The sequence below is a fragment of the Psychrobacillus sp. FSL K6-2836 genome, from assembly GCF_038003085.1.
Classification (GTDB): Bacteria; Bacillota; Bacilli; order Bacillales_A; family Planococcaceae; genus Psychrobacillus.
Genome location: NZ_JBBOOM010000001.1, coordinates 824,614 through 847,878, shown reverse-complemented (window position 1 = coordinate 847,878; position 23,265 = coordinate 824,614). Strand labels below are relative to the sequence as shown.

Below are 23,265 nucleotides of genomic sequence, written 5' to 3'. Positions count from 1 at the left end.
TCCGTCTTTGACTATAAAAGGAACCCTTTTATACAAAAACTGAATGTTTAACGAGCACGTATCATGTTAGAAGGAAGGAAGTACCTTGCTACAAAAGTTCAATTTCTTTATCCAAAAATGGATGGCTGTTTTAACTCCTTTAAGTTTAGTTCTAGGTGTATTTCTGGAAGATGTGGGAGGGTGTCTATTATTCCTAGTTCCATGGTTATTTGCATTCATGACTTTTTCCAGTAGTCTGAGTATGAAGCTTAGCGATATCAAGGTGTTTACCAAATATCACAAAACAATTTTATTTAGTATCGCATTTTTACATATTTTGATGCCTATCTGGGCTTATTTTTTATCTATAATTGTTTTTGATGATCATTTGTTAACGATTGGATACGTTCTTTCTGTTGCTGTCCCAACTGGGGTTACCAGTGTCATTTGGGTTAATATGTGTAAAGGACATATTCCACTTAGTTTATCTATCGTCTTAATTGATACATTATTATCTCCAATAATTATGCCTTATTTATTGCATATAATTGTTGGTGAAAGTATTGCTATTGATACAACATCTATAATCATAGATTTAGTATGGATGATAGTACTGCCTTCCATTGTAGGGATTGCACTTAATGAACTGTCCAAAGGTTCTATCCAAAACACTTTAGGGAAATATTTAGCACCGTTTTCAAAATTAAGTCTTTTTGGAGTGATAATGATTAACAGCAGTGCTGTAGCACCCTTTCTAAAAGATATTAACTGGGAATTATTTGGTGTAATTTTCTTTGTACTCATTCTATCTATCTCTGGCTATACTTTTGCTATGCTACTAGGTAGATTTATCTGGAAGGATACAAGTATTCTAACTACGTTTGTTTTCATTGGTGGCATGAGAAATATTGCTGTCGGTGTTATTGTAGCTACTACTTACTTCCCTGCGAAAGTTGCTATGCCTGTAGTCTTTGGTATGTTATTCCAGCAAGTACTTGCTTCATTATTTAGTAAAGTGATTCAAAAAAAACAGTTAAAGAATGATGACCAATTGGAAATTTGAATTCAAGTATACTTTTAATAAGGATAGAAAAAATAAATGTCCAGCATTTTCAATTAAATATTCAGATAAGGACAGTCTAATTACGCGACATCGTGGTGCTCCTGCGCAAAGCTCGTCGCAAAATAAAAAAACATTTCACAACGACTGCCTGACCCACATCGTGTGGGCCACGAAGATGCAATTTCGTTCGCTATTTCGCTTCTTTATGGGTCAATCACTTATTACTTTTTTTTATTTCCACTAAAATAAAAGAAAATCTACTTTCTCCTTCTATTATTGGATAATAGTATTTCTAATTCGACTGCTATTACAGATGATTTTCACTATCTAAAGTTTAACCTCAGGCGAACGCGAAGCGTCGGTGATGGTTCCTCACCCTGCGGAGTCCACGGATGTTGGTCACGAAGGCGTTGCGATCGCGAGGTGGCGTTCTTAGCCATCGTTCCTTTGTCTCCACCTGAAACGAAGATCAACATTACTATTCCTTCAAGAAAGTCCTAAGAGCCCAGTGTTCATGGGACATTTTTATTTACTTTCTTTTCTTTTTAAAAAACTAGCAGGAAGATTAATCTCTTCCTGCTAGCCTTTTTTATATTTTGCTTACTCAGAACTCAACATAAAATAATTCAAAATTACTTACCTATCTAAATAGGATTTCATCGTACGCTTTTTTCGTTGCTCTCTCATGTAAGACTTAGTACAAACAACAGGTTGTTTTGGGGACTTTTTCACAATAAGCTGAGGACCAATATATTCAGTAAGTAACTGCTTAGCCATCTTTAAATTCATCTTTCGAATTGGGTTTCGATAGGAATCGTCTAAGTGTCCAAGATGAGGGAGGATTTTAAAATCTTCTTTTACCGGAATCATATGAAAATAATAGTCGGCATACTGGATCAAGACAGAGGATTGTTGTTGACTATGTTTTGGGTTTCGAACGAAATGAAGACCAACTTTTTTGGCTTTGTTTTCAGCTAATAGTTTATCAATTGTTAACTTTTTTAATTCGTAAAGTGGTTTGTTATCTATTGCTGTTTTCGCATGACGGTTTACTGTATAGATTGCTGTTGCTATGTTTTTTTCATCTAAAATAACTGACATATAATCCCCCTTCGAAAGCTGCTCCATAAGTATATCATACCAATTCCACCTTAAATTGTGTACACAAATCAAAAAAATATTGAAAATAAATATATTTGGATAACATTTCTAAAGAATATAGTGAATAAACCGATAAAATGAAGTAAAGTTATTTATATAACAAGTACTTTTACGTAATCATTGGAGGACTATATGCATAATTCATCAAATAAAAAATTAGCTATCAGTGATTATTTATTAAATGTCGTCAAGGAAAATCCCTCAATCCCAACATATATGTTGAAAAGAGATGAACAAAATGGATTTTCTGTTATTTATGTAAATGATGCTGCTATTTCTATTTTTCAACCATTTGAACAAAGCTCTCTAGAAGCAGTGTCGAACCAACTACAAACACTAATTGTTAGCGATGAAAAGTGTGGAATCCATCAAAATATTCCTTTTACTATTCAAAAAAAACAGTATACATATGATGTTACTATTATATTGATAGAAGATGGGATAGAAACGATTTACGGTGTGACTATGTACGATAGGACGAAGGATGAGAATGAAAAAAGTATATTAAAGGGATATAAAGAAAAGTATCTTTCCCTTTTTAATAATAATTTGGATCCCATTATTTTGGTTTGTGAGAATGGAAATATCCTCGACCTAAACGCTATAACATCCAAAATTTTAGACTATGACCCAAAAATTTTAGTTGGCCAATCAATTGAACAGCTGATTGAAGAAAATTCGATGAGAAATTTTCAATTGATGATGAAGCAAACATTAACTGGCTATGCTACAGAAATACAAAATTGCTTAATAAGGCATGTTAAAGGGCATTATTTACCTATGTATATAAAAGCAATACCGATGGAAACAAATAATAATGTAAGTGGTTTCTATTTGGTTCTTCGAGAAACAGCAACCATATCAGATGAACAAGAACAATTGTATTATCTTGCTTATCATGATCATCTCACAGGTTTATGGAATAGACGTGCTCTAAAGGAGCATTTACGGGATACTTTAGTGAATGCGGAACCGGGTAGTGAATTATCGGTAGTACGAATTGATTTAGATCGATTTAAAATGATAAATGAATCACTTGGCTACAATTACGGTGACGAGCTCCTGAAAAAAATTGCAGATCGACTTGGGTTGTACATAGATAAATCAAGTAATTTATACCGTCAAAGTGGGGATGAATTTGTTTTTATAATTACAGACAAATCTAGAGATGAAACTAGTGAGTTTGCAGAAAATATATTAATAGAACTTTCTAAGCCACTATATTTAGATCATCAAGAATATTTCGTTACAGCTTCGATAGGTATCTCTATGTATCCATACGACGGAAAAAAGATGGATGAGCTACTTATAAAAGCGGACCAAGCATTATATATAGCTAAGGATAGAGGAAGAGCTCATTATCGCTATTATCAAGAACAAATGAATTTAGCCTTTCCAAATGATGCCTTAATGGAATCACATTTACGAAGAGCGATTGAGAAAGAAGAGTTTTCTATTCATTATCAGCCGCAAGTGAATCTAGTAACGGGTGAAATAAATTCATTTGAAGCGTTACTTCGATGGAATAATAGGAAATTTGGATATGTATCACCTATGAACTTTATACCAATTGCTGAAGAGTCTGGAATGATTATGCAAATAGGAGATTGGGTATTAGAAGAGGTTTGTATACAGCTAAAGTATTGGCAAGAAAAAGGGTATCGACCAGTTAGAATAGCTGTAAATATATCCCCAAAACAATTTATACAAGACAATTTTGCTATGAAGATACACGAAAAAATTCAAAAGTATAATATCAGTCCAAGCTCACTAGAAGTGGAAATCACGGAGAGTGCTATGACTGATATGCAGGACACTTTTACTACTCTAAAAGAATTGAAGGATATAGGAGTTTTTATTTCGATTGATGATTTCGGTACTGGTTATTCTTCTCTAAGCTATTTAAAGAAGTATCCTATCGATATTATTAAAATAGATCAATCATTTATTAAAGATATGGAATTAGATGATAAAAATGCAGCTATTGCTACAACGATTATCCAACTTGCTCACAGCTTAGGTATGGAAGTTATTGCTGAAGGAGTCGAAAAGGATCGTCAAGTAGAAATACTTAAATCTGCTAATTGCCAAAAAGCTCAAGGCTATTTGTTTAGTAAACCCATTCCAATTGAACATATCAATGAGTCTTATATGCAGCATGTAAAACCGTAAATTCTTTTTTAGAATTTACGGCTTTTTTAAATGAATGAAAATATAAATTTTTTGTCTTGAAGAGCGATTGACACTGTTGATTTTAGTTCGTGACGTAGGTCACGAACAATATCTAAAAAAAATTAGCGGTAATAGTATAGCGAGAAGTCTTTCCAAAGCACCTTGGAAACGATAGAAACAGGTTTTGATGACCTTAAAGTTTTCTTATACTGCACTTAGAATTTTCGGTTTTTATTGTTCATATATGATAAAATATTGAGTGAATGTTCATTCAATTTAAAAGGGGTGTTTATATTGTTGAAACAGAAGACAATAATAGTTACTGGTGGTTCAAACGGGATGGGAAAATACATGGCGATGAAGTTTGTCTCAGAAGGTGCAAACGTAGTCATAACCGGGCGTGATTTAGAAAGGCTAGAGAGAGCTAAAAAGGAAATCGAAGCATATGGTAATACTATATCGTTCTTTCAAATGGATGTTCGCAATCCTGAGCATGTTGAGGCAATGATTCAATTTACAGACAAAACATACGGTCATATTGATGGTTTAGTTAATAATGCTGCGGGTAATTTTATAGTAGAAGCAGAAAAACTTTCTCCTAATGGGTGGAAAGCAGTAATTGACATCGTTTTGAATGGTTCTTTTTATTGTTCAAGTGCGGTTGGAAACTATTGGATTAGCAAAGGAAGTAAGGGGTCTATTTTAAATATGCTTGCCACATACGCATGGGGAGCGGGAGCCGGGGTAGTCCATTCAGCTGCCGCAAAAGCTGGTGTGATGTCGTTAACAAGAACTTTAGCAGTTGAATGGGGTAGCAAATATGGAATTCGTGTAAACGGAATAGCACCAGGTCCTATTGAACGTACTGGGGGAGCAGGAAAGCTGTGGGAATCAGAAGAAGCTGCAAAACGAACTCTTCAATCTGTCCCACTTGGACGCCTTGGAAAACCAGAGGAAATTGCAGAACTCGCAACATTCATATTATCCGACAAAGCTTCATATATGAATGGTGAGATTGTAACGTTAGATGGTGGACAATGGTTGAATCCTAATCCTTTCTAAAAATATAAGTAAGCGATTACATGGTTTTTTTATTCCTTTAATATGCTATGATAGTTACATAGGGTGTTTTCTTATGATGAAAGCAAACAAAGGAGTAGGATGCAATGATAACTGTGAGCAGCAAAGATTTTTTACAAATTCCAATTTTGGAGTACATTATTTCTGCAGAGAAGGTTGCACATGTACAATTAGGAAATAACGCGGAGCATGCTTTACTTGTACTCACAAAAACTGGGTATTCTTCTATTCCAGTATTAGATGTAAAATATAGACTTCAAGGGTTAATAAGCTCTCAACAAATCACAGACGAAATTTTAGGATTAGAACATATTGAATATGAACGTTTACCAGATTTAAAAGTAGATGATATTATGAAAAAAGACATAGCTGTCATTCATGTGGATGAAAAATTTCAAAAAGGATTAGATTTATTAGTAAATAATCCATATATATGTGTAGTAGACGACGAGCAAACCTTTTTAGGGATTTTAACAAGAAGAGTCATTTTAAAACAAATGAAAAAGTACCTTTATCAAGCACAATAGAATCCTAAATTTTTTTAAGCATGGAAGGCCAATCTCAGATGGCCTTCTTTTTTTCAAAAGTAAAGAAAGTATAAAAAGATGTGCCGTGAACACTGGATTCATAAGACTTTAAAAATGAATAATACTGTGATTTCCGTTTCAGCTGGACGCTTTCCGCGGGCGAGGCCGAGCCTCCTCGTTCGCTAGGCTCCCTGCGGGGTCTCGACTTTCTCGCTGTTCCCGCTGGAGTCGCCACCTTTCACTTCAATCAACTAGTGTGTAGTACTCCACTTTAAGATTTAGCATAGCTTATCACTTAGATAATAAAATTGGTCAAATTTAAGAAAGTGATAAAGTTATTTGTAATTGCTTTTGAATTAGAAATGCGATTATCCAATGATAGTGGAAGACAACAGATTTTCTTTTATACTAGTGGAAATAAAGAGAGGTAGTAAGTGTTTGTCCCATAAAGAAGCTAATAGCGAACGAAATTGCATCTTCGAGAGCTTCCACAATGAATAGGAAAGTAGCTTTTCTCTAGTTAACCAAAAACGCACTTACCTGTTTCTAAGAGTCTTAGAAGGGCGACGGACAGACAAATGCTATAAGATTACCGAAAAAAAGGGGTGCTGGTTGGTTGTGACGTACGTCACAACCAACCAGCATCTCTAAAAATTCACTCGGGAATCATATAGTAAAAGGCTGTTTAAAGCTCTTCGAAAACGATAGAAACAGGTATTGACCTAAAAGATACGGGCGTCTTGCTCGGTTTTCCTTATACAATCATTTATGTGCATATCCTTTTAGAATGCGTATGAATGCCACTACAATCCCATCCGAAAAGAGGAAAGCCAATGGTAACAGATTTTCTAATTATTAGAACACTAGCCGAGGAACAAAATATGCGAAAAGCAGCAGAAAGATTGTTTCTATCTCAGCCAGCATTATCTCTAAGACTTCAAACAATTGAAAAAGAATGGAATGCGAAGCTGTTTTTGAGATCACAAAAAGGCTTAACTGCAACCCCAGAAGGTGAGCTAGTCATTGAGTTCGCTATTCAGATACTTCAGCAAAGGGAAGAAGTATTTGAAACGATTCAATCATTATCTTCGAAAGTACATGGGACTTTGAAAATTGCTTGTGCTTCAATTGTAGGTCAAAACTGGTTACCAAAAGTTTTAAAAGACTTCGTGCAAACTTATCCAGAGGCGAAAATTTCCCTGTTGACTGGATGGAGCTCGGAAATTGTGAAATCGATTTATGATGGAGAGGCTCAAATTGGCATAGTGCGTGGCCAATCTGATTGGAAGGGAAACAAAATTCATTTATTTAGAGATACTTTATATTTGGTGGACAAGGAGATGACGTCCATTGATGAAGTGTTGACGACGGAAAAGCCTTTTATCCAATTCAAAAGTGATTCTAACTACTATCAGGAAATTCAACAATGGTGGCAGAAACATTTTGCGATTAATCCTAAAAGGCAAATTATTGTAGATCAGATTGAAACATGTAAGCAAATGGCGTTAAATGGTATTGGTTATGCGATTTTACCTTCTATTACATTAACAGGACATGAGGAAGTGAACAAAATACCCTTAACGAATAATGAAGAACAATTTGAATTGACGAGAGATACATGGCTTATCGGCTATGATGCGGCATTCAATCTACCTCAGGTTGATGCGTTTGTCGAAATTGTCAAAAAACATGCAAAAAACTTTCAATGAAGGAACCTAACTACGCCATTATCGTACTAATACATATAAAGACAAAGGGGGGAAAAAGATGCATATAAAAAAGTTTTTGATGGTTATTTCAGCATTTATGATTTATTTTATATTATCGCCATCAATAGAAGCATTAGCAGCGCCTGAACTAAATGTAAAAGTGACAACTGGATTTAATGGAAAAGCAAAATATGGTGAAGGCTTGCCAATTTCACTAACAGTGGAAAACAAAGGAGATGCATTTTCAGGTGACATCGTCCTCGATCTAGCTGAGTCCTATAATTTAGGGAATGCTCAGTCTATTCCGTTCGAGATTGGAGCAGGTGAAACAAAGACCATACAAATTGCAGCAAGTGGGTTAGCGGAAGATTATATGTATCAAGGAACTAATGTTCAAATGATTCACTTTTTCGAAGGAGGATGGGAAAAAGGTAAGTCCATCGACTTCAAAGGAAATAAAACGTTCAGAACAAACTTTCAAGATCCAGCAACCATCTACTATTTAACATTAACGGAAAGTGCGGATCGCTTAAAGGCTCTGGGTCAGCTTAAGCAACCAAATCAAGTGAACGATGAAATTATACATGTAGCACAACAGAGTAACTTTGCATTACCAGAAGAGGCAGTTGCTTGGGAAATGGCAGATTACATTATTATAGATGAGTTCGTGATTGCTGATTTAACTGAACAGCAACAGCAAGCGCTTATCGATTATGTCTCTACTGGTGGAATAATTGTAGTTGGTGCTTCTGATAATTTAGAAGCAGAGCTTGGGAATCTAAGCAGCTATTTACCATTAAATTTACATACATCAACTCAAAGTATAACTGCTCAGCAAGCAAGCGCATTAACAGCGAACAACCTATTAACAAATGATTTAAAGATATATGATGCATCTTTATCTAGTGGAGCTTCACCGTTAATACAACTGGATGGGACAATAATAGCTGGTAAGAAACAAATTGGTAGCGGAACGATTATTCAAACTACTTTTTCTCTAGGAGATGCACCTCTGGCAAATGATCCTGTATATAGTGATCTAATGTCAACAATATTGCAGGCAGTACAAGTGAAAAATACACATAGTATGAATGGTTATAATAATCGAAAAGACGAGCTTGTTTATAGTTTAGGTGAAACGAATTCGTTATTTAGTTCCTTTAAAGTATCTACGCCATTAATGATTGGAATTGTCATTGTTTATATGATCATTATAGTTCCATTGTTATATATTATATTGAAAAGAAAAGATAAACGAGAGTACGCCTGGGGTATCATTCCTCTTACTGCGATAATTGCATCTCTAGCGATTTTTGGCTACGGTGCAAAGGATCGAATTGCAAGACCTCAAATACAGCAATCCTCGTTCCTTCAAGTAAATGAGGATAAGAGCCTGAATGGATATTTTGCAGAATCAATTTTAAGTAATAAAAGCGGAGACTTCACTTTTGAGGCCCCAATTACCACTACGATGGTTGCAAAGAGAGGTACAAACTCTCTTACGGGACAATCTGCTAATGTGTATGAAAATGCAATTATGGAAAAACATGCAACGAATAGTGAGCTAACATTCCGTGATGTTGGATATTGGTCTGTATCTTCATTGTTTGGGGAGACACAAGTCCAGGATGTAGGTAATTTCGAGGTAGATTTAAGAGTCGATTCTAGTAAAATTCTTGGGACAATTCAAAATAATTTTCCTTTTGGCTTAAAAGATGTCGCTATTTGGTCAGGTAGTAAACTGTATAAATTAGGTGATTTAGCCGCTGGAGAAAAGCTAGAGGTTGATAAAGAACTTGGTACAGTTATGCTTATGCCAACTTCGAACCCATATGTTAATACAAATTACGGAGCATTTGCGAACAACCAAATCGATTTAATGACCCAACGTAAACAATCCCTATATTCATCTAGCATTATTTTTAAAAACACTAATTCGACTCCAGCTATTACTGGCTTTGCAGAGGACAATATTCTTCCGATAGAATTGAAGGACAAAAAAGTCGAGCTTTCTGCTTTACATTTAGTTATTCAGCCTTTCACAGCTACTACTATTTTCTCTGGAGAGTTTACTCTTCCAGCTAATATGTTCACAGTCAATGTGAATACCGACCAATACGGCAAATATATGGAACCTGTTCAAAATAGTAACCTTGAGTGGTATTTAGATGAAGGGGAATATAATGTGTTTTGGGCAGTACCAGAAACACTACCTTTAGACAAGGTCAATTGGACACAGCTACAAATTGCGAATACAGATCGTAATTCCCATGCAATTGAGATTTGGAACTTAAAAACAGAATCTTTTGAAGAAATTACTGAAAGCCGTTTTACATTAACTGAAAATATTGATACGTATATCAATGAAACAGGAATAATACATTACAAATTAATCAAAAAATCAGTACAAGGTGATCCATATACACGACTTCCAGAAGTGCGTATGAAGGGGGAAGTGAAGTAATGATAGAGATTAAAGGGTTAACTAAAAAGTACGGCTCGTTTTATGCATTAAATGATCTAAATTTAACATTACAAGAAGGCACGGTATTTGGTTTCGTTGGGGCGAATGGAGCAGGTAAGTCTACAACCTTTTCAATACTAGCTACATTGCTTCAGCCGACCTCCGGTGATGCCATTGTAAATGGAAAAAGTGTAAGGACAGATGCAAGTGAGGTACGTAAACAAATTGGTTATATGCCAGATTTTTTTGGAGTGTATGATCAATTAAAAGCGAATGAGTATTTAGATTTTTATGGGGCAAGTTACGGAATTCCCGAAGCGGAAAGAAAGGTATTAATTCCTCAATTGCTCGAACTTGTTAACCTGACTCATAAACGTTATGAATATGTCGATTTACTTTCACGAGGAATGAAACAGCGATTATGCTTGGCTCGTTCATTAATACATGATCCAAAGATTCTTATATTGGATGAACCGGCTTCAGGACTTGATCCACGGGCTCGTGTAGAGATGAGAGATATTTTAAAACAGCTAAAAGGAATGGGGAAAACGATTCTCATTTCCTCACATATATTACCTGAGTTAGCTGAAATGTGTGATGAAATAGGTGTGATTGATGGAGGAAGACTTATTGCACATGGCTCAGTTGCAGATATTCAAGCACAGCTTGCAGGAGAAAGACATATTACAGTGAAGGTAAAAGGATTATTAGAAAATGTTGCGACCTTTTTTGAGGAGGATCCTTTTGTATCTTCAGTAGAATTACACACAGAGAAAAATTCAGTTTCCTTCCATTATCGAGGGACTGAGGATGATCAAATCAATTTACTTAAAAAAGCGATGGATCATTCGTTCAAAATTATTTCCTTCTCCGAGACAGAAACAGATTTAGAGGACGTCTTTATGGAAATCACGAAAGGAGCGAAATAATATGAAGCAGGTGTTTTCTAATCCAGTATTGGTAAAAGAAATAAAGTTGCGCTTTCGTTCCCCAAAAAGTTTCATAGGAATTCTATTTTATTTAATTGCTATGTGTATTTTTGTCTTTGGGTTTATCATGCTAACTACTCAATTTTCAGGGACTGGTTATTTCCGACCAGAGGAAAGCTTTTTTATGTTTACGATGCTCACCTATATTCAACTTGGGCTAATACTTTTCATCACTCCAGGCTTAACAGCAGGTGCTATTAGCTCAGAACGAGAAAAACAAACATTGAATATATTATTAACGACAGCTCAGTCATCATTTCAAATTATTATTGGCAAATTAACATCCTCCATTGCGTTTTTACTATTGTTATTAATAGCAGGATTGCCTATTTATAGCATGGTTTTCTTATTCGGCGGGGTATCACCAGGTCAATTAGGCATTATTTTCTTATTTTTCTTTTTAACGATGCTAGCTATTGGAAGCATTGGAATTATGTACTCGACCATCATTCGTAAAACAATTGTTTCTATGATAGCGACATACGGGACTATGATCTTTTTAAGTGCGGTAACCGGGTTTATCTACTTAGTTATTACAGGTATGAATACTATGGTATCAGGTTCTTTAGCATCTTCACCAGTAGGTCATTTCTTTGCGAGTATTAACCCGGTTGTGTTAGTTCTGACGCTTGTATCACCAGGGTCAGATACTTTTATAACAGATACAACTAAAGTCGATTTCCCAATTTGGGCAGGCTATGCTATCTTTTATATTTGTATTACAGCATTTACTATTTTTATATCTGTGAAAAAACTGCGGGTAAATATGAAGCGGACAAAATGAGGAGGACAATAGATGAATAGTCCAAAAAAGTTAATCCGGTACGTTACTAGAGCTAAAAACAGTCTGGCGGTGGAGCATTATATTAGAATGCTCCAAGCAGCCTTATTTTATGGTTTTAGTGCTACTGCGATCATTCTTTTAGTATCTCGTTTGTTTGTATTTCCATATTTTTTAAGAACTTCCATTCTTGTTGGAAGTTCTGTTTTTATAGGCACGTTTTTGTATGCTTTTTGGAAAAGACCTACAAAAAACGAAGCAGTACAGAAGTTGGATTCCTTCTATTTGGATAATTTATTGGTAAGTGCTTTAGCTTTCCTTCAGGAAAAATCTATACTCGCTAAAGGCTTAATAGATAAAGCAGAAAAAAACAGTGAAAATGCATTCCAGCTGTTCAAGAAACGTGATAAAAAGTACTTTCAGCCTAAGTGGATTACAGGATTTGTTTTAGCACTTGCAGTAGTACTTTTTTTGTATGCATTCCCGGCTGCTACGCAATTAGAGGCTAAGGATTTGGAAAAAGAGAAGGAAATTGTAAAGGAACTAAAGAAAGAAGTAAGTAAGCTCGAGAAAAAAGAGTTATCAAAGCCAGTCAAAAAAGAATTAAATGATCTAAAAGAAAAATTAAAAGAAGCAGATACAGCAGAAAAAGCTTTACGAGAAGTAGTGAAAAAGCAAAAGGAACTAGCACTTAAAGAACAGAAGCTAGAACAAAAAAAAGAGGTGGCTGAGGGGCTAGGTGCAACTGAATCTTCTTTAACCGCCGAGGAGCAAAAAGAGCTAGCTTCTTTAGAGGATATTAGTAATTCACTAGCAAAAAGTGCATCTAATTCTCAAACTACTTTAAGTAAGATGGGTAAATCATTACCGTTCAGTTCCAGCGGGATAGCCCAAGGAAACAACAATGCACAAACTTCAAGTAGTTCCAAAGGTCAACAGGGACAAAACCAATCGAGTCAAGGACAAGGGCAGGGACAAGGACAAGGACAAGGACAAGGACAAGGACAAGGACAAGGACAAGGACAAGGACAAGGACAAGGTCAGGGTCAAGGACAAGGTCAGGGTCAAGGTCAAGGGCAAGGTCAGGGTCAAGGTCAAGGTCAAGGGCAAGGGCAAGGACAAGGTCAAGGTCAAGGTCAAGGTCAAGGTCAAGGGCAAGGACAAGGACAAGGGCAGGGACAAGGACAAGGGCAGGGACAAGGGCAAGGAACAGGATCTGGTGCTGGTTTAGGTTCAGGAGGTAGGGATTTACTTTCGATTCCTTCAAGAATTGGAGGATTTGGAGAAACTTCTGTCGATTCAGGGGGACTTGGAGAAGGAGATTCCGCTAGTGAGGAACCAGCAGATATACCTATTACTCGAGGATCCGCAAGACCATATGAAGAAGTGGTCAACGAATATTCGGAGTCTTATATAAAAAGCTCCGAGCGTATGCAGTTACCATCCGATTTACAAAGAATTGTCCAAGATTACTTTTCGTCAGTTGAAAATAGTGAATAACGGAGGGAACTATGACTTTTACAACAGAGGACTACATGAATATGAGTAAGCGTTTAGATGAGGTAAGAACAGAGATAGGTCAATTTATCGTTGGTCAAAAGGAGGCTGTTGAGTTTTCTATCTATTGTGTGTTAGCGGATGGGCATGCCCTTTTAGAGGGATTACCTGGATTAGGTAAAACCATGCTCATACGAACAGTTTCGGAAGTGTTAGATTTATCCTTTTCACGTATTCAGTTTACCCCAGATTTAATGCCTTCAGATATCACTGGTACGAGTATGATAGAGCGATTAGAAAATGGAAAACAACAATTTACTTTTCAAAAAGGACCAATTTTTAGCCAAATGGTGTTAGCAGATGAGATAAATCGAGCAACACCGAAAACACAAAGTGCGCTTCTAGAAGCTATGGGTGAAAAAACAGTTACCGTTCTTGGCGAAACTAAACAAATGGATCGACCATTCTTTGTGCTTGCTACGCAAAATCCAATTGAAATGGAAGGTACCTATCCTTTGCCAGAAGCTCAAATGGACCGATTCTTATGTAAGATACTCGTTTCCTATCCTTCCAAAGCCGAGTTAATGGAAATAACTAAACGTACGACTGGTGGACAAACGATTCAATTGAATAAAATAATGAATGCCGAAGAAATAGTGCATGCTCAGCAGATGGTTAAGGAAGTACTTATAGCAGATGATATGCTGGAATACGCAGTGGATATAATTGCGGCTACACATCCTGAAGAAGCGAGTATCCCTGAAATTGCTCAGTATATTCAATACGGAAGTGGTCCACGCGGATTACAGAGTCTGATCAAGCTTGCCAAAGCAAGAGCTTTAGTAGCGGGACGTTACCATGTATCGATTGCAGATATTAAAACAGTTGCTAAACCTGTATTGAGACATCGTTTATTACTCAATTATGAAGGAGAAGCAGAAGGTAAAACGGCTGATGAACTCATCGACCTTATTCTCCAAGCAGTTAAGCAAGGACAAGCAGTATGAGTATCGAACAATTAGTTCCAAAGGATTGGGCAGGGAAGCTAAGTAGATTATCCATAACAACCAAATCAAAACTAAGAGGTCAGCATAAAGGTTCCCATCGCTCTCAACGTTTTGGTGCCTCTTTAGACTTTTCAGACTTTCGGGAGTACTCGCCAGGTGACGATGTGCGGCAAATAGATTGGAATGTATATGCGCGTACAGATAAATATTTTATCAAACGATTTCTAGACGAACAAGAAATGCGGGTACATATTTTACTTGATACGACTAAGTCAATGGGAGATCCGATTAAATGGACCTTTGCTAAGCAATTGGCAGTATCTTTGGGAATTCTCGTATTACAAAGAGATGATCGATTATCTTTTTCAGCAGTTAGTGAAGGGAAAAAGCCTCCATTTAGAAGAAAAGGAGCAACTTACCGAAAAGCCTTTATCCAAACTATTTCTGACATAGAAGAGCCAGCCATGAGTTCTTCTTTTACAGATAATGCACTTTCTTTTCTGCCGAAAGATAGTACGGTTTTATTTGTCATAACGGATTGCTTAGAAAGTATCGAATCATGGGAGCGACTCCTTCAGAAGCTACCAAAATTCGCTGGTGATATACGTATTTTACAAGTCGTTACCGGTGAAGAGATAGATCCACCATATGGAGGAGATATGCAATTGGTGGACATCGAAACATCGGAACAAGTGAATGTATCGGTATCCTCTAGAGTATTAGCAGCCTATCATCAGGAAAGAAAAGAGCATCAACAACGAATAGAATTACTTTGCCATAAATTTGGTATAAAAATACTCCAAGTAAATGTGGAAGAAGGTATTTCACATACGATGTTTCATCAATTACTACGAGCAAATTGGGTGCAATGAGGTGAAAAGGTTTGGGGATTAATCAGTTAATATATGCTTGGACAGCCATTTTCCCAATCGCTGTGCTACTGTATTATTTTTTTCGAAAAAAATATGTCAAAAAGTCTGTCTCCTCTACACTATTTTGGCAAGAGGCGATGAAGGAAACGAAAGCCTCTCCGTATTTGCAGCATTTGCAAAGAAATGCTTTGTTTTATCTACAAATGCTTGCCATGCTTTTGCTTGTTCTAGCATTACTCCAACCATATTGGAAAACGAAAGCCATTGCTGGGGAACAGATTGTATTTATCGTAGATACTTCTGCAACGATGAATGTAAGTTCAAATAATTCGACCTCTCTTTTTGAACAGCATAGGGAAAAAATGCTGGAGCTAGTCGAGCAATTATCAGGCAAACCACTTACTTTAATCACAACTGGAAACGAACCTACAGTCCTATTAAGGCAAGAAATGAATACAGAACAAATGATAAAAGAGATTAATAAACTAGAAATAAGCTATGAAGCCGAAAATATGTCAAAATCATTGGATTTTGCTCAATCCTTTTTTCAAAACAAAGCGACCTCTGTTTATATTTTTACTGATGAATTAGAAAGACAATCTCTTCCTTTACAACATGAAAAAGTAAGCTGGAATGTAGAGGCTTTAACTACAGATATTACAAATGCATCTATTAAACGTTTTGGTGCAACAAAAACTGCAAATGGAATCTCCACGCTAGTTCAACTGGAAAATCAGTCAGATAAAGAGTTTGTAACAGAGCTGACGATTTCCAATGAAGAGAAGAAATTAATTTCTGAAGTAGTTAAATTGCCACCAAAAGAAACGATTACATTATCTTTTGAAGAACTAGTGACTTCAAGCTATTTGAAAGCAAATATAGATACCCGAGATTCTTACCTTTTAGATAACGAGAATATTGTTTTCATGCAGGATCAATTGTCTAATGTTTTCATAGATAGCTCCATTCATTCGCTAGTTCGAACTGCCTTTCAGTCATTAGATATTAATGTGAGCAGTGTACCTCCAGAACAAATAGGTTTGTTAAAGGAAGAGGGTATAATTGTCACCAATCAATTTGGAATTGAAGTTGAAAATCAGAAACCAACCTTATATATAGGGAGGAATGATGCATCTCCTAAAGAAGTTAATGGAATAGTACAGACTACTGAATCTCCGTTATTCGCTTTTGCTGATTTATCGGATATATATGTGAGCTCAGTATATCCTCCTATAGACGGCTATACTACTATTGCTACTGTTGGAGAGGATCCTTTCATCCAAACCTCACCAACCGGAAATATAATTATTCTTGCAGATATTCAAATGACGGATTGGCCTTTGAGTCCAACGTTTCCACTTTTCATGTGGAGTGTGAAGGAGCATCTTTCAGCAGGAAGTGATTATTTAGGAACATTCACTCCAAATGAGCGAAAGCCCCTATCCCTTGGAGCTACGGAGGAGTGGGAAATTTATACGATGGATGATGAGTATGAATATGCCATTGAAAATGGTGGGAAATTCGTTGCACCAAGTGAACCAGGCTTATATGTTCTGCGTTCGAACGATATCGTGCAGAATCTTTCTGTTATATTGCCACAAGAGGAAAAAGTGATTGATAAAGGGACTTCATATAAAGTAACTGGACAACAGGTAAATGCTGCTGATGACCATCAAGCACATTCCTTTGTTCCTTATATATTAATCTTATTAGTATTGCTATTTGTTATAGAGTGGGAGGTGCAAAGACGACGTGGATTTACGAGTTGACCAACCGCTATGGTTATTGTTATTAATTCCTATTAGTATTTATTTTGTTTGGGCTTGGAGAAAAGATAAGAAAAACTTAAACAGAGAGGGGAAAATCGTATTTTGTATACGAATTATAACTATTCTGTGTTTGATATTAGGTGTTACTAATCCATATTTATTGTTACCTATTAAAGAAGAACAGGTTTTATTTTTAGTAGATCGCTCTGCTTCCCTACAAGGGACTGATCAGCAAATAACAGAGTGGATAGACGAAAGTTTAAAATCTAAAAAAGCTTCCCATCTAGTAGGAGTTTATACGTTTGCAGAGGATTTTCAAACGGAAATTGCAATGACAGATGGAGAGGTAAATTTACCTGTTTTCACCCCAATGTTAGAAGCCGGAAATACTGATTTAGCAAAGGCTTTACAGCTTTCTACAGGCGTTGTAGAGCCTAATAAAGCAACAAGAATTGTTCTCTTTACGGACGGACTTGAAACGACTGGATCTGTTAGTGATGAAATAGTGAAAATTGCTGGTGGGAATGTCACAATAGATGTGGTTCAAATGGCAAGACTATCGTCAGAGGATGTCGCAATCACTTCCTTTGAGACGCCACCTGTAGCTTTTGAAGGGGAGCAGCAACAATTGAACGTCACATTAGAGGCAACGAGTAATGCAGCGGCAGAGTTACTTCTTTATCAAAATGATCAGCTAATCACACGAGAACAAATTAATGTAGAACCTGGCACTAATACGTATACATTTCGAAATGCTTCCAAGGGGGAAGGATTACTTAAATATGAAGCTCAAGTAGTTCTAGCAGAGGATGGACTAATTGAGAATAACAAGCTGACAAGTGTCACAAATGTGGAGAGCTCACCTCAGCTATTAGTAGTCACTCATGATGGTAATTCTTCTAATATTGCGACTGTGATTGATCAGCAGGCCATTGCAACGGACGTTATTGATGCAAGTGTACTGCCTTTCGATTTATCGAATTACTTAGCATACGATGCGATTATATTTGATAATGTACCAGGTCACGTCGTCGGTGAACAAAAGATGACGGTTATTGAACAGGCGGTGAAAAACTTTGGTGTCGGCTTTATGATGGTTGGTGGGAATAATAGTTTCGGTTTAGGAGGATATTTTAAGAGTCCAATCGAGCGATTGTTACCAGTTGAGATGGAGATAAAAGGAAAACAGCAACTACCTTCACTAGGGTTAATCATCGTAATGGACCGGTCGGGTAGTATGAGTGGAACTAAATTAGAATATGCGAAGGAAGCAGCGGCACGTTCTGTGGAAATGCTTCGAGAAGGAGACACACTCGGGTTTATCGCATTTGATGATCGACCATGGGAAATTATTGAAGCCACTCCATTAAACGATAAAGAACCCGCTGTCGAAAGTATACTTTCAGTAGGAGCAGGCGGTGGAACAGAAATATATACGAGTTTAGCTTTAGCATATGAAAAATTATCTCCTCTAAAATTACAGCGAAAGCATATTATATTATTGACGGATGGTCAGTCAGGTACAAGCAATGACTATCAAACGCTGTTAGAGGACGGGAAGAATAATTTGATAACCGTTTCCACTGTTGCTGTTGGTCAAGATGCAGATAGAGCATTATTAGAAAGTTTAGCAGAAATGGGAGGGGGCACGTTTTACGATGTCCAAGATGAATCCACCATTCCTGCGATAATGTCTACCGAGACAGCAATGATTTCCAGAACTTATATTGAGGACAATCCATTTTATCCAACTATTTATGGGGACGCAGCATGGACGAGCTTATTTGCAGAAGGAATTCCGCAAATGAATGCTTATATCGCTACAACTTCGAAACAAACTGCATCCGTTATTGCAGAAAGTGAAAAAGAAGACCCCGTATTAGCTGAATGGATGTATGGACTCGGTCGCACAATTGCATTTACATCGGATTCTACCGGTGAATGGAGCGGAGACTTTGCAAGATGGAGTAATTGGGGAGACTTTTGGAATACGGCAGTTTCAAGGTTACTACCAGCCTATAGTGAGGTACCTTTTTCTATCCAAAAGTCATCGGATGAATCATTTACCGTTACAGATCCAACTGGCAAGTCGTCATTTTTAGAAATAGCTGCTGTCAACGAAAAAGGGGAGGAGCTTTCGGTTACATCTGAAGCACTTGCACCAGGTAAAGCAAGAGTGACAGTAGACAGTGAACCGGGACTTGTGTTCTTCCGTATTTCCAATGAACAGGATGCTGTATATCAAGCAGGTATTTCAATTCCTTATAGCGAGGAATACAAAATACAAAAGCCTAATAGCGCAATTTTAGATATGATTACTAGTAGAACAAATGGAAAGCTACTAACGGAAGCTTCTGAAGCTTTCCGTGAAATGGAGCTCTCTAGCTCGGAGAAACAATCTATCCAACAATTTCTACTAATAGTTGCTATCTTTTTGTTTTTCATCGATATAACAATAAGAAGATTCGGTTTCAATCTATTACTTGCTCCGTTCAAAGGAGCAGGAAAAAAAGTGGAGCCAGTAAATTCAACTACCACTACTAATGTAGGGAAATTAGTTAGAGAAAAGAAAAAAAGATAGGTAGTATAAAATAACCGTTAGAGAGTATTTGCTCCTAACGGTTATTTTTTTGTCTGAATTTACACATCGTTTTTATAGAATGCTTTGTTAAAGAAAAAAGGTGATTAATCGTTAATTAATATGGAGAGTGGTTTTCCCTGTATATTAATAACTGGAAATTTATATTAAAACTAATATTTGTATTAGTGTTCACTTAAACTAACGGTTCGTTTAGTTCAATAAGAGAAATATGTCGAGGTTTTATCGAAATAAGTTAACGGTGCAGGAAAGGTACATTAAAAAAAGTTAGGAGGAAAATTTTATACTGTAAAAAAATAATTTTGTAGAGAAATTTAATGAACATTAAAGACCATAAGAGACCCCACTTCAACTAGCAGATAATTTGGCAAATAGAGCAACTTCTTCTAAGAGGTTGCTCCTCCTACATTTAAAAGCACTTAAGATAATACTCTTTTCTCAACCTTCTACTTAAATGAGTTTAGTTTCACTTTTCTCATGTCCAATAAGACTTTGTATGCTTCAATAGAAGCTCCATTATTCAATAAATGAGCTGCATAGTTGTGTCTATGTTGTTTAATCTCTTTATTTATCTTTCACAACTTGAAATCTTTTAATGATGTATTTCATTTATGGTACTCATTTTATAAGGGGGCACTCGTCTAACAAAAATGGAAGGATCATCATTTTTACTTTTAGGGTATTAGACTATAGTTTTTAGTATCTCCTTTTCCTAGCACTATCACAGATCTATTGCTTGGGTTTGGATAAAATCCTTCGTATTAGTTACCTCAATACCTTTTTTCTGATATTTCTCAAGTATTGTATTCAGCATATCTTTTTTCACAGAAAATAAAGAATCTTCCAAAACAATAACTCGATAACCTCTGTTTTTACCGCCCAAAGCCGTCTTGTAAACACAGCTACTGGCATCTGCGCCAACAATATAAAGGGTATCAATTTCATTTTCTATGAGGTAATTTTCAAAATGGTCTACAGAAAAAGCATCAGTGCGGAGCTTGCTAAAAATGTTATCTGATTGAATGGATAATTCATTATATAAGTCCGCTCCATCACTATCGGCCTGATACATACCACTAGAAAGCATTGTATCCAAAGGGTTTCCCGTAAACTCTTGCTTGGTGTAAATAATCTCCATATTAGAGTCATTGGCGTATTCGATAGCTGTATTGATGTTATCCATTAACGGTTCCGTGTTGCCGTATTCGGATATACCCAAGGTGTCATTTTGGATATCTAATACCAGAAGTGCGCTTTTGGAGCTATCATATTTTGCTATTGCATCCCCGTTTGTGGCACTCGACAAATATACCAATCGTAGGGCTATAATTCCTATACAAAGTATCAATATTCCAATAATACTAATGAGTATCATACGAAGATTTCTCCTTTTATTCTTTGTTTTTATAATAGTCACCTCATATTTATTTATCGTTTGGTGGGGTAATAATAGTTGCGAGAATACGCATTCTTTGTTCCTCGACCGATGTGTTTCTTGTTTGATAAGGAGCAATTATTTCTTTAAAATTCTTTCCGATATCTAACAGTTCTTCAACAGTTGCATAGATAGGTACTGCGCTGAAACCTGACCCATCCTCAACTATATTTATAGAGGGTTTTTCAGCGTAACTTTGAAAATTTTTCATCAATTCAATGATAAAGTTCATAAACAATTTAAAGTATGCTTCACCATCATTCTGCTCAACGATAGATTGATTGACATTCAAAAAACTCTCATTCAATGCGTAAACTTTCTCCGTTACGGCTCGGACTTTATTTTCTGCAACAATCTTTAAAATCCCACTATCTACCAAACGATTTAATGTGCGATAGAGCGTGGCTTGTGGGATATCGTATTGTGATGATAATAAATCTTTTGCTGTACACTCTCCTTTTTCTTGAATAGAAAAAATGATTTGACTTTTAACCGGGTTGACCATACAGTCCATTATTTCCTTAATGCTAATATCCACTTGGATAATCACCTCCTAATGTTATCGATATGATTACATTATCAAGTTGATAATATAAAGTCAATAGTATTCTTCTTAGACTTAACTTTCCCTGTAGAGTGACTGGTATTGTACTTTGGTTAATTATTTTAATAATTGTTTTTTTGCTCACACGATAAGAATGCGTGAGCTGTGGTGAGGGCTTGTCACTCACCTTTTGGAATGCTTTCGGGGAAGTAAACAGTATCAAAGAAAAAACGAGTACTTGAACGATTTTTCGTTCAAATACTCGTTAATAGATAGATATAGTAATTATTTCATGGCCGAGGTTTAAACAACTGGTTTTTTTCTTTTTATCCAAACAAGTGTGATTGCCCAAGAACCTAATAAAATGATTGATCCCACGATGAATGGATAATTAATATTAATATCAAAAAACATTCCTGCAAGTGCTGGTCCAATCATACTTCCTAAACTCATGTAGGCATTATTCATACCGGCAGCAAAACCTTGCTCATTTCCTGCCAATTTAGATATAACTGTATTAACTGCTGGACGAATGAGCGTAGTAGCAGTAGAAAATATCGATGCAACAAGTAATACTAGTGCGAAACCGTCTACGATGAAGAATAGTAGAAAAGCTAAAGCAGCGACAACTAGATTAACTAGGATAACATTTAATTCACCAAAACGTTTAAATAGTTTCTCAACTACTAACGTTTGCACGATGACACCGATAAATCCTCCAACGGTTAATACAACGGCTATATCTTGCGGAGTGTAATTATACTTATGATCTACATACAATGAAAATGTCGTTTGGAAATTTGCAATACCAAAAGTGAAAACAAATATAATAATTAACATCATAAAGTAAGGTGTCTTCACTGAATTTTTCATTTGTGTTAATATATTCTCACGTTTTTTAGGTTCTGGCGGAATTTCCGAAACAGCATTTTTAATATCAGGTAGGATAATGATTGAAATTATAGCTGCAATTACTGCTGCTACAGAAGCCATATAAAACGGGAATGTTAAACTTACTTTTGCCAAGAATCCTCCTATTGCTGGTCCAATCATAAATCCTAAAGACATGGATGCCCCTAAGAAGCCCATTCCTTTTCCACGTTCTTCTAGTGTGGTTATATCCGCAACAAATGCCATAGTCGCTGGAATTAGAAAAGCCCCTCCTATACCACTAATAAATCGTGCGGCGTACAGCATCCATTCATGAGTAGCTAGACCAAACCATAATTGAGAGGCTGAGAAGATGATTAGTCCTACAATGATTAGTTTCTTTCGTCCTAATGTATCAGATAGATCACCAGCTAATGGAGAAAATAAAAATTGTCCAAATGCAAAGGAAGCAACGATAAAACCGAGTGCCTGACCTGCTACTCCAAATGTTTCTAAATATTGAGGCATAACTGGGATTACTAATCCTATACCAGACATTGCAATAAACATATTAAACATTAAAATATATAATGCAGAGTTGTTTGTTTTCTTCGCCATAAAATTCCTGCTTTCTATAAATACTTATTACACGTCTATCGATTCTACCATATTCTTCAAAGAATAAAAACTTTCGTGTAACGAATTATATGATTTTTGAAAAACGAAAAAAAGAGTCGTCGTAGCGAC

The 23,265-nt window shown here is 36.2% G+C and carries 17 protein-coding genes; 13 read left to right on the top strand and 4 right to left on the bottom strand.

Features of this window, described 5'->3' with window-relative positions:
- Window positions 1-85: 85 nt before the first annotated feature.
- On the top strand, window positions 86-1,042 hold the full coding sequence (locus MKY37_RS04165; RefSeq protein WP_340774085.1) for a bile acid:sodium symporter family protein: 957 nt from the start codon (window positions 86-88) through the stop codon (window positions 1,040-1,042).
- Window positions 1,043-1,678: 636 nt separating this feature from the next.
- Here the strand turns inward: MKY37_RS04165 and MKY37_RS04160 are convergent.
- Complete coding sequence (locus MKY37_RS04160; protein ID WP_340774083.1) at window positions 1,679-2,143, bottom strand: YkyB family protein; 465 nt, start codon at window positions 2,141-2,143, stop codon at window positions 1,679-1,681.
- A gap of 192 nt (window positions 2,144-2,335) precedes the next feature.
- Between MKY37_RS04160 and MKY37_RS04155 the strand changes: the two genes are divergently transcribed.
- From MKY37_RS04155 to MKY37_RS04100, 12 genes are all read left to right on the top strand, one after another.
- Complete coding sequence (locus MKY37_RS04155) at window positions 2,336-4,375, top strand: EAL domain-containing protein (protein ID WP_340774082.1); 2,040 nt, start codon at window positions 2,336-2,338, stop codon at window positions 4,373-4,375.
- Between the two features lie 294 nt (window positions 4,376-4,669).
- The gene (fadH, locus tag MKY37_RS04150; protein WP_340774079.1) at window positions 4,670-5,437 is read left to right on the top strand and encodes a 2,4-dienoyl-CoA reductase; all 768 of its coding nucleotides are present in this window, start codon (window positions 4,670-4,672) and stop codon (window positions 5,435-5,437) included.
- Window positions 5,438-5,541: 104 nt separating this feature from the next.
- Window positions 5,542-5,982, top strand: a complete 441-nt coding sequence (gene cbpB, locus MKY37_RS04145; protein ID WP_340774076.1) for a cyclic-di-AMP-binding protein CbpB — start codon at window positions 5,542-5,544, stop codon at window positions 5,980-5,982.
- 833 nt (window positions 5,983-6,815) lie between these two features.
- Window positions 6,816-7,691, top strand: a complete 876-nt coding sequence (locus MKY37_RS04140; protein ID WP_340774073.1) for a LysR family transcriptional regulator — start codon at window positions 6,816-6,818, stop codon at window positions 7,689-7,691.
- A 58-nt stretch (window positions 7,692-7,749) separates the two neighbouring features.
- Window positions 7,750-10,155, top strand: coding sequence for a hypothetical protein (locus tag MKY37_RS04135; RefSeq protein WP_340774071.1), 2,406 nt, complete (start codon window positions 7,750-7,752; stop codon window positions 10,153-10,155).
- Window positions 10,155-11,084 carry an ABC transporter ATP-binding protein gene (locus MKY37_RS04130; RefSeq protein ID WP_340774068.1) on the top strand — a complete coding sequence of 310 codons (930 nt, stop codon included), beginning with the start codon at window positions 10,155-10,157 and terminating at the stop codon, window positions 11,082-11,084. Before MKY37_RS04135 ends, MKY37_RS04130 begins: the two co-directional genes overlap by 1 nt.
- Window position 11,085: 1 nt before the next feature.
- Entirely contained in the window at window positions 11,086-11,928 is an 843-nt protein-coding gene (locus MKY37_RS04125) for an ABC transporter permease (RefSeq protein ID WP_340774065.1), read from the top strand.
- Between the two features lie 12 nt (window positions 11,929-11,940).
- On the top strand, window positions 11,941-13,425 hold the full coding sequence (locus MKY37_RS04120; protein WP_340774063.1) for a hypothetical protein: 1,485 nt from the start codon (window positions 11,941-11,943) through the stop codon (window positions 13,423-13,425).
- Window positions 13,426-13,436: 11 nt separating this feature from the next.
- The gene (locus tag MKY37_RS04115; RefSeq protein WP_340774061.1) at window positions 13,437-14,429 is read left to right on the top strand and encodes an AAA family ATPase; all 993 of its coding nucleotides are present in this window, start codon (window positions 13,437-13,439) and stop codon (window positions 14,427-14,429) included.
- Complete coding sequence (locus MKY37_RS04110; protein ID WP_340774059.1) at window positions 14,426-15,301, top strand: DUF58 domain-containing protein; 876 nt, start codon at window positions 14,426-14,428, stop codon at window positions 15,299-15,301. The genes MKY37_RS04115 and MKY37_RS04110 overlap by 4 nt, the downstream gene beginning before the upstream one ends.
- Window positions 15,302-15,312: 11 nt before the next feature.
- Window positions 15,313-17,070: a vWA domain-containing protein gene (locus MKY37_RS04105; RefSeq protein ID WP_340774057.1), complete on the top strand. Its 1,758-nt coding sequence runs from the start codon at window positions 15,313-15,315 to the stop codon at window positions 17,068-17,070.
- Entirely contained in the window at window positions 17,054-19,651 is a 2,598-nt protein-coding gene (locus tag MKY37_RS04100) for a VWA domain-containing protein (protein ID WP_340774055.1), read from the top strand. The genes MKY37_RS04105 and MKY37_RS04100 overlap by 17 nt, the downstream gene beginning before the upstream one ends.
- Before the next feature lie 739 nt (window positions 19,652-20,390).
- Here MKY37_RS04100 and MKY37_RS04095 read toward each other — a convergent pair.
- The 3 genes from MKY37_RS04095 to MKY37_RS04085 all read right to left on the bottom strand — a co-directional run bounded on the left by MKY37_RS04095 (window position 20,391) and on the right by MKY37_RS04085 (window position 23,136).
- On the bottom strand, window positions 20,391-21,044 hold the full coding sequence (locus MKY37_RS04095) for an isochorismatase family cysteine hydrolase (RefSeq protein ID WP_340774054.1): 654 nt from the start codon (window positions 21,042-21,044) through the stop codon (window positions 20,391-20,393).
- A 49-nt stretch (window positions 21,045-21,093) separates the two neighbouring features.
- The gene (locus MKY37_RS04090) at window positions 21,094-21,642 is read right to left on the bottom strand and encodes a hypothetical protein (RefSeq protein WP_340774053.1); all 549 of its coding nucleotides are present in this window, start codon (window positions 21,640-21,642) and stop codon (window positions 21,094-21,096) included.
- A 309-nt stretch (window positions 21,643-21,951) separates the two neighbouring features.
- Window positions 21,952-23,136: an MFS transporter gene (locus MKY37_RS04085; RefSeq protein WP_340774052.1), complete on the bottom strand. Its 1,185-nt coding sequence runs from the start codon at window positions 23,134-23,136 to the stop codon at window positions 21,952-21,954.
- Window positions 23,137-23,265: the final 129 nt, after the last annotated feature.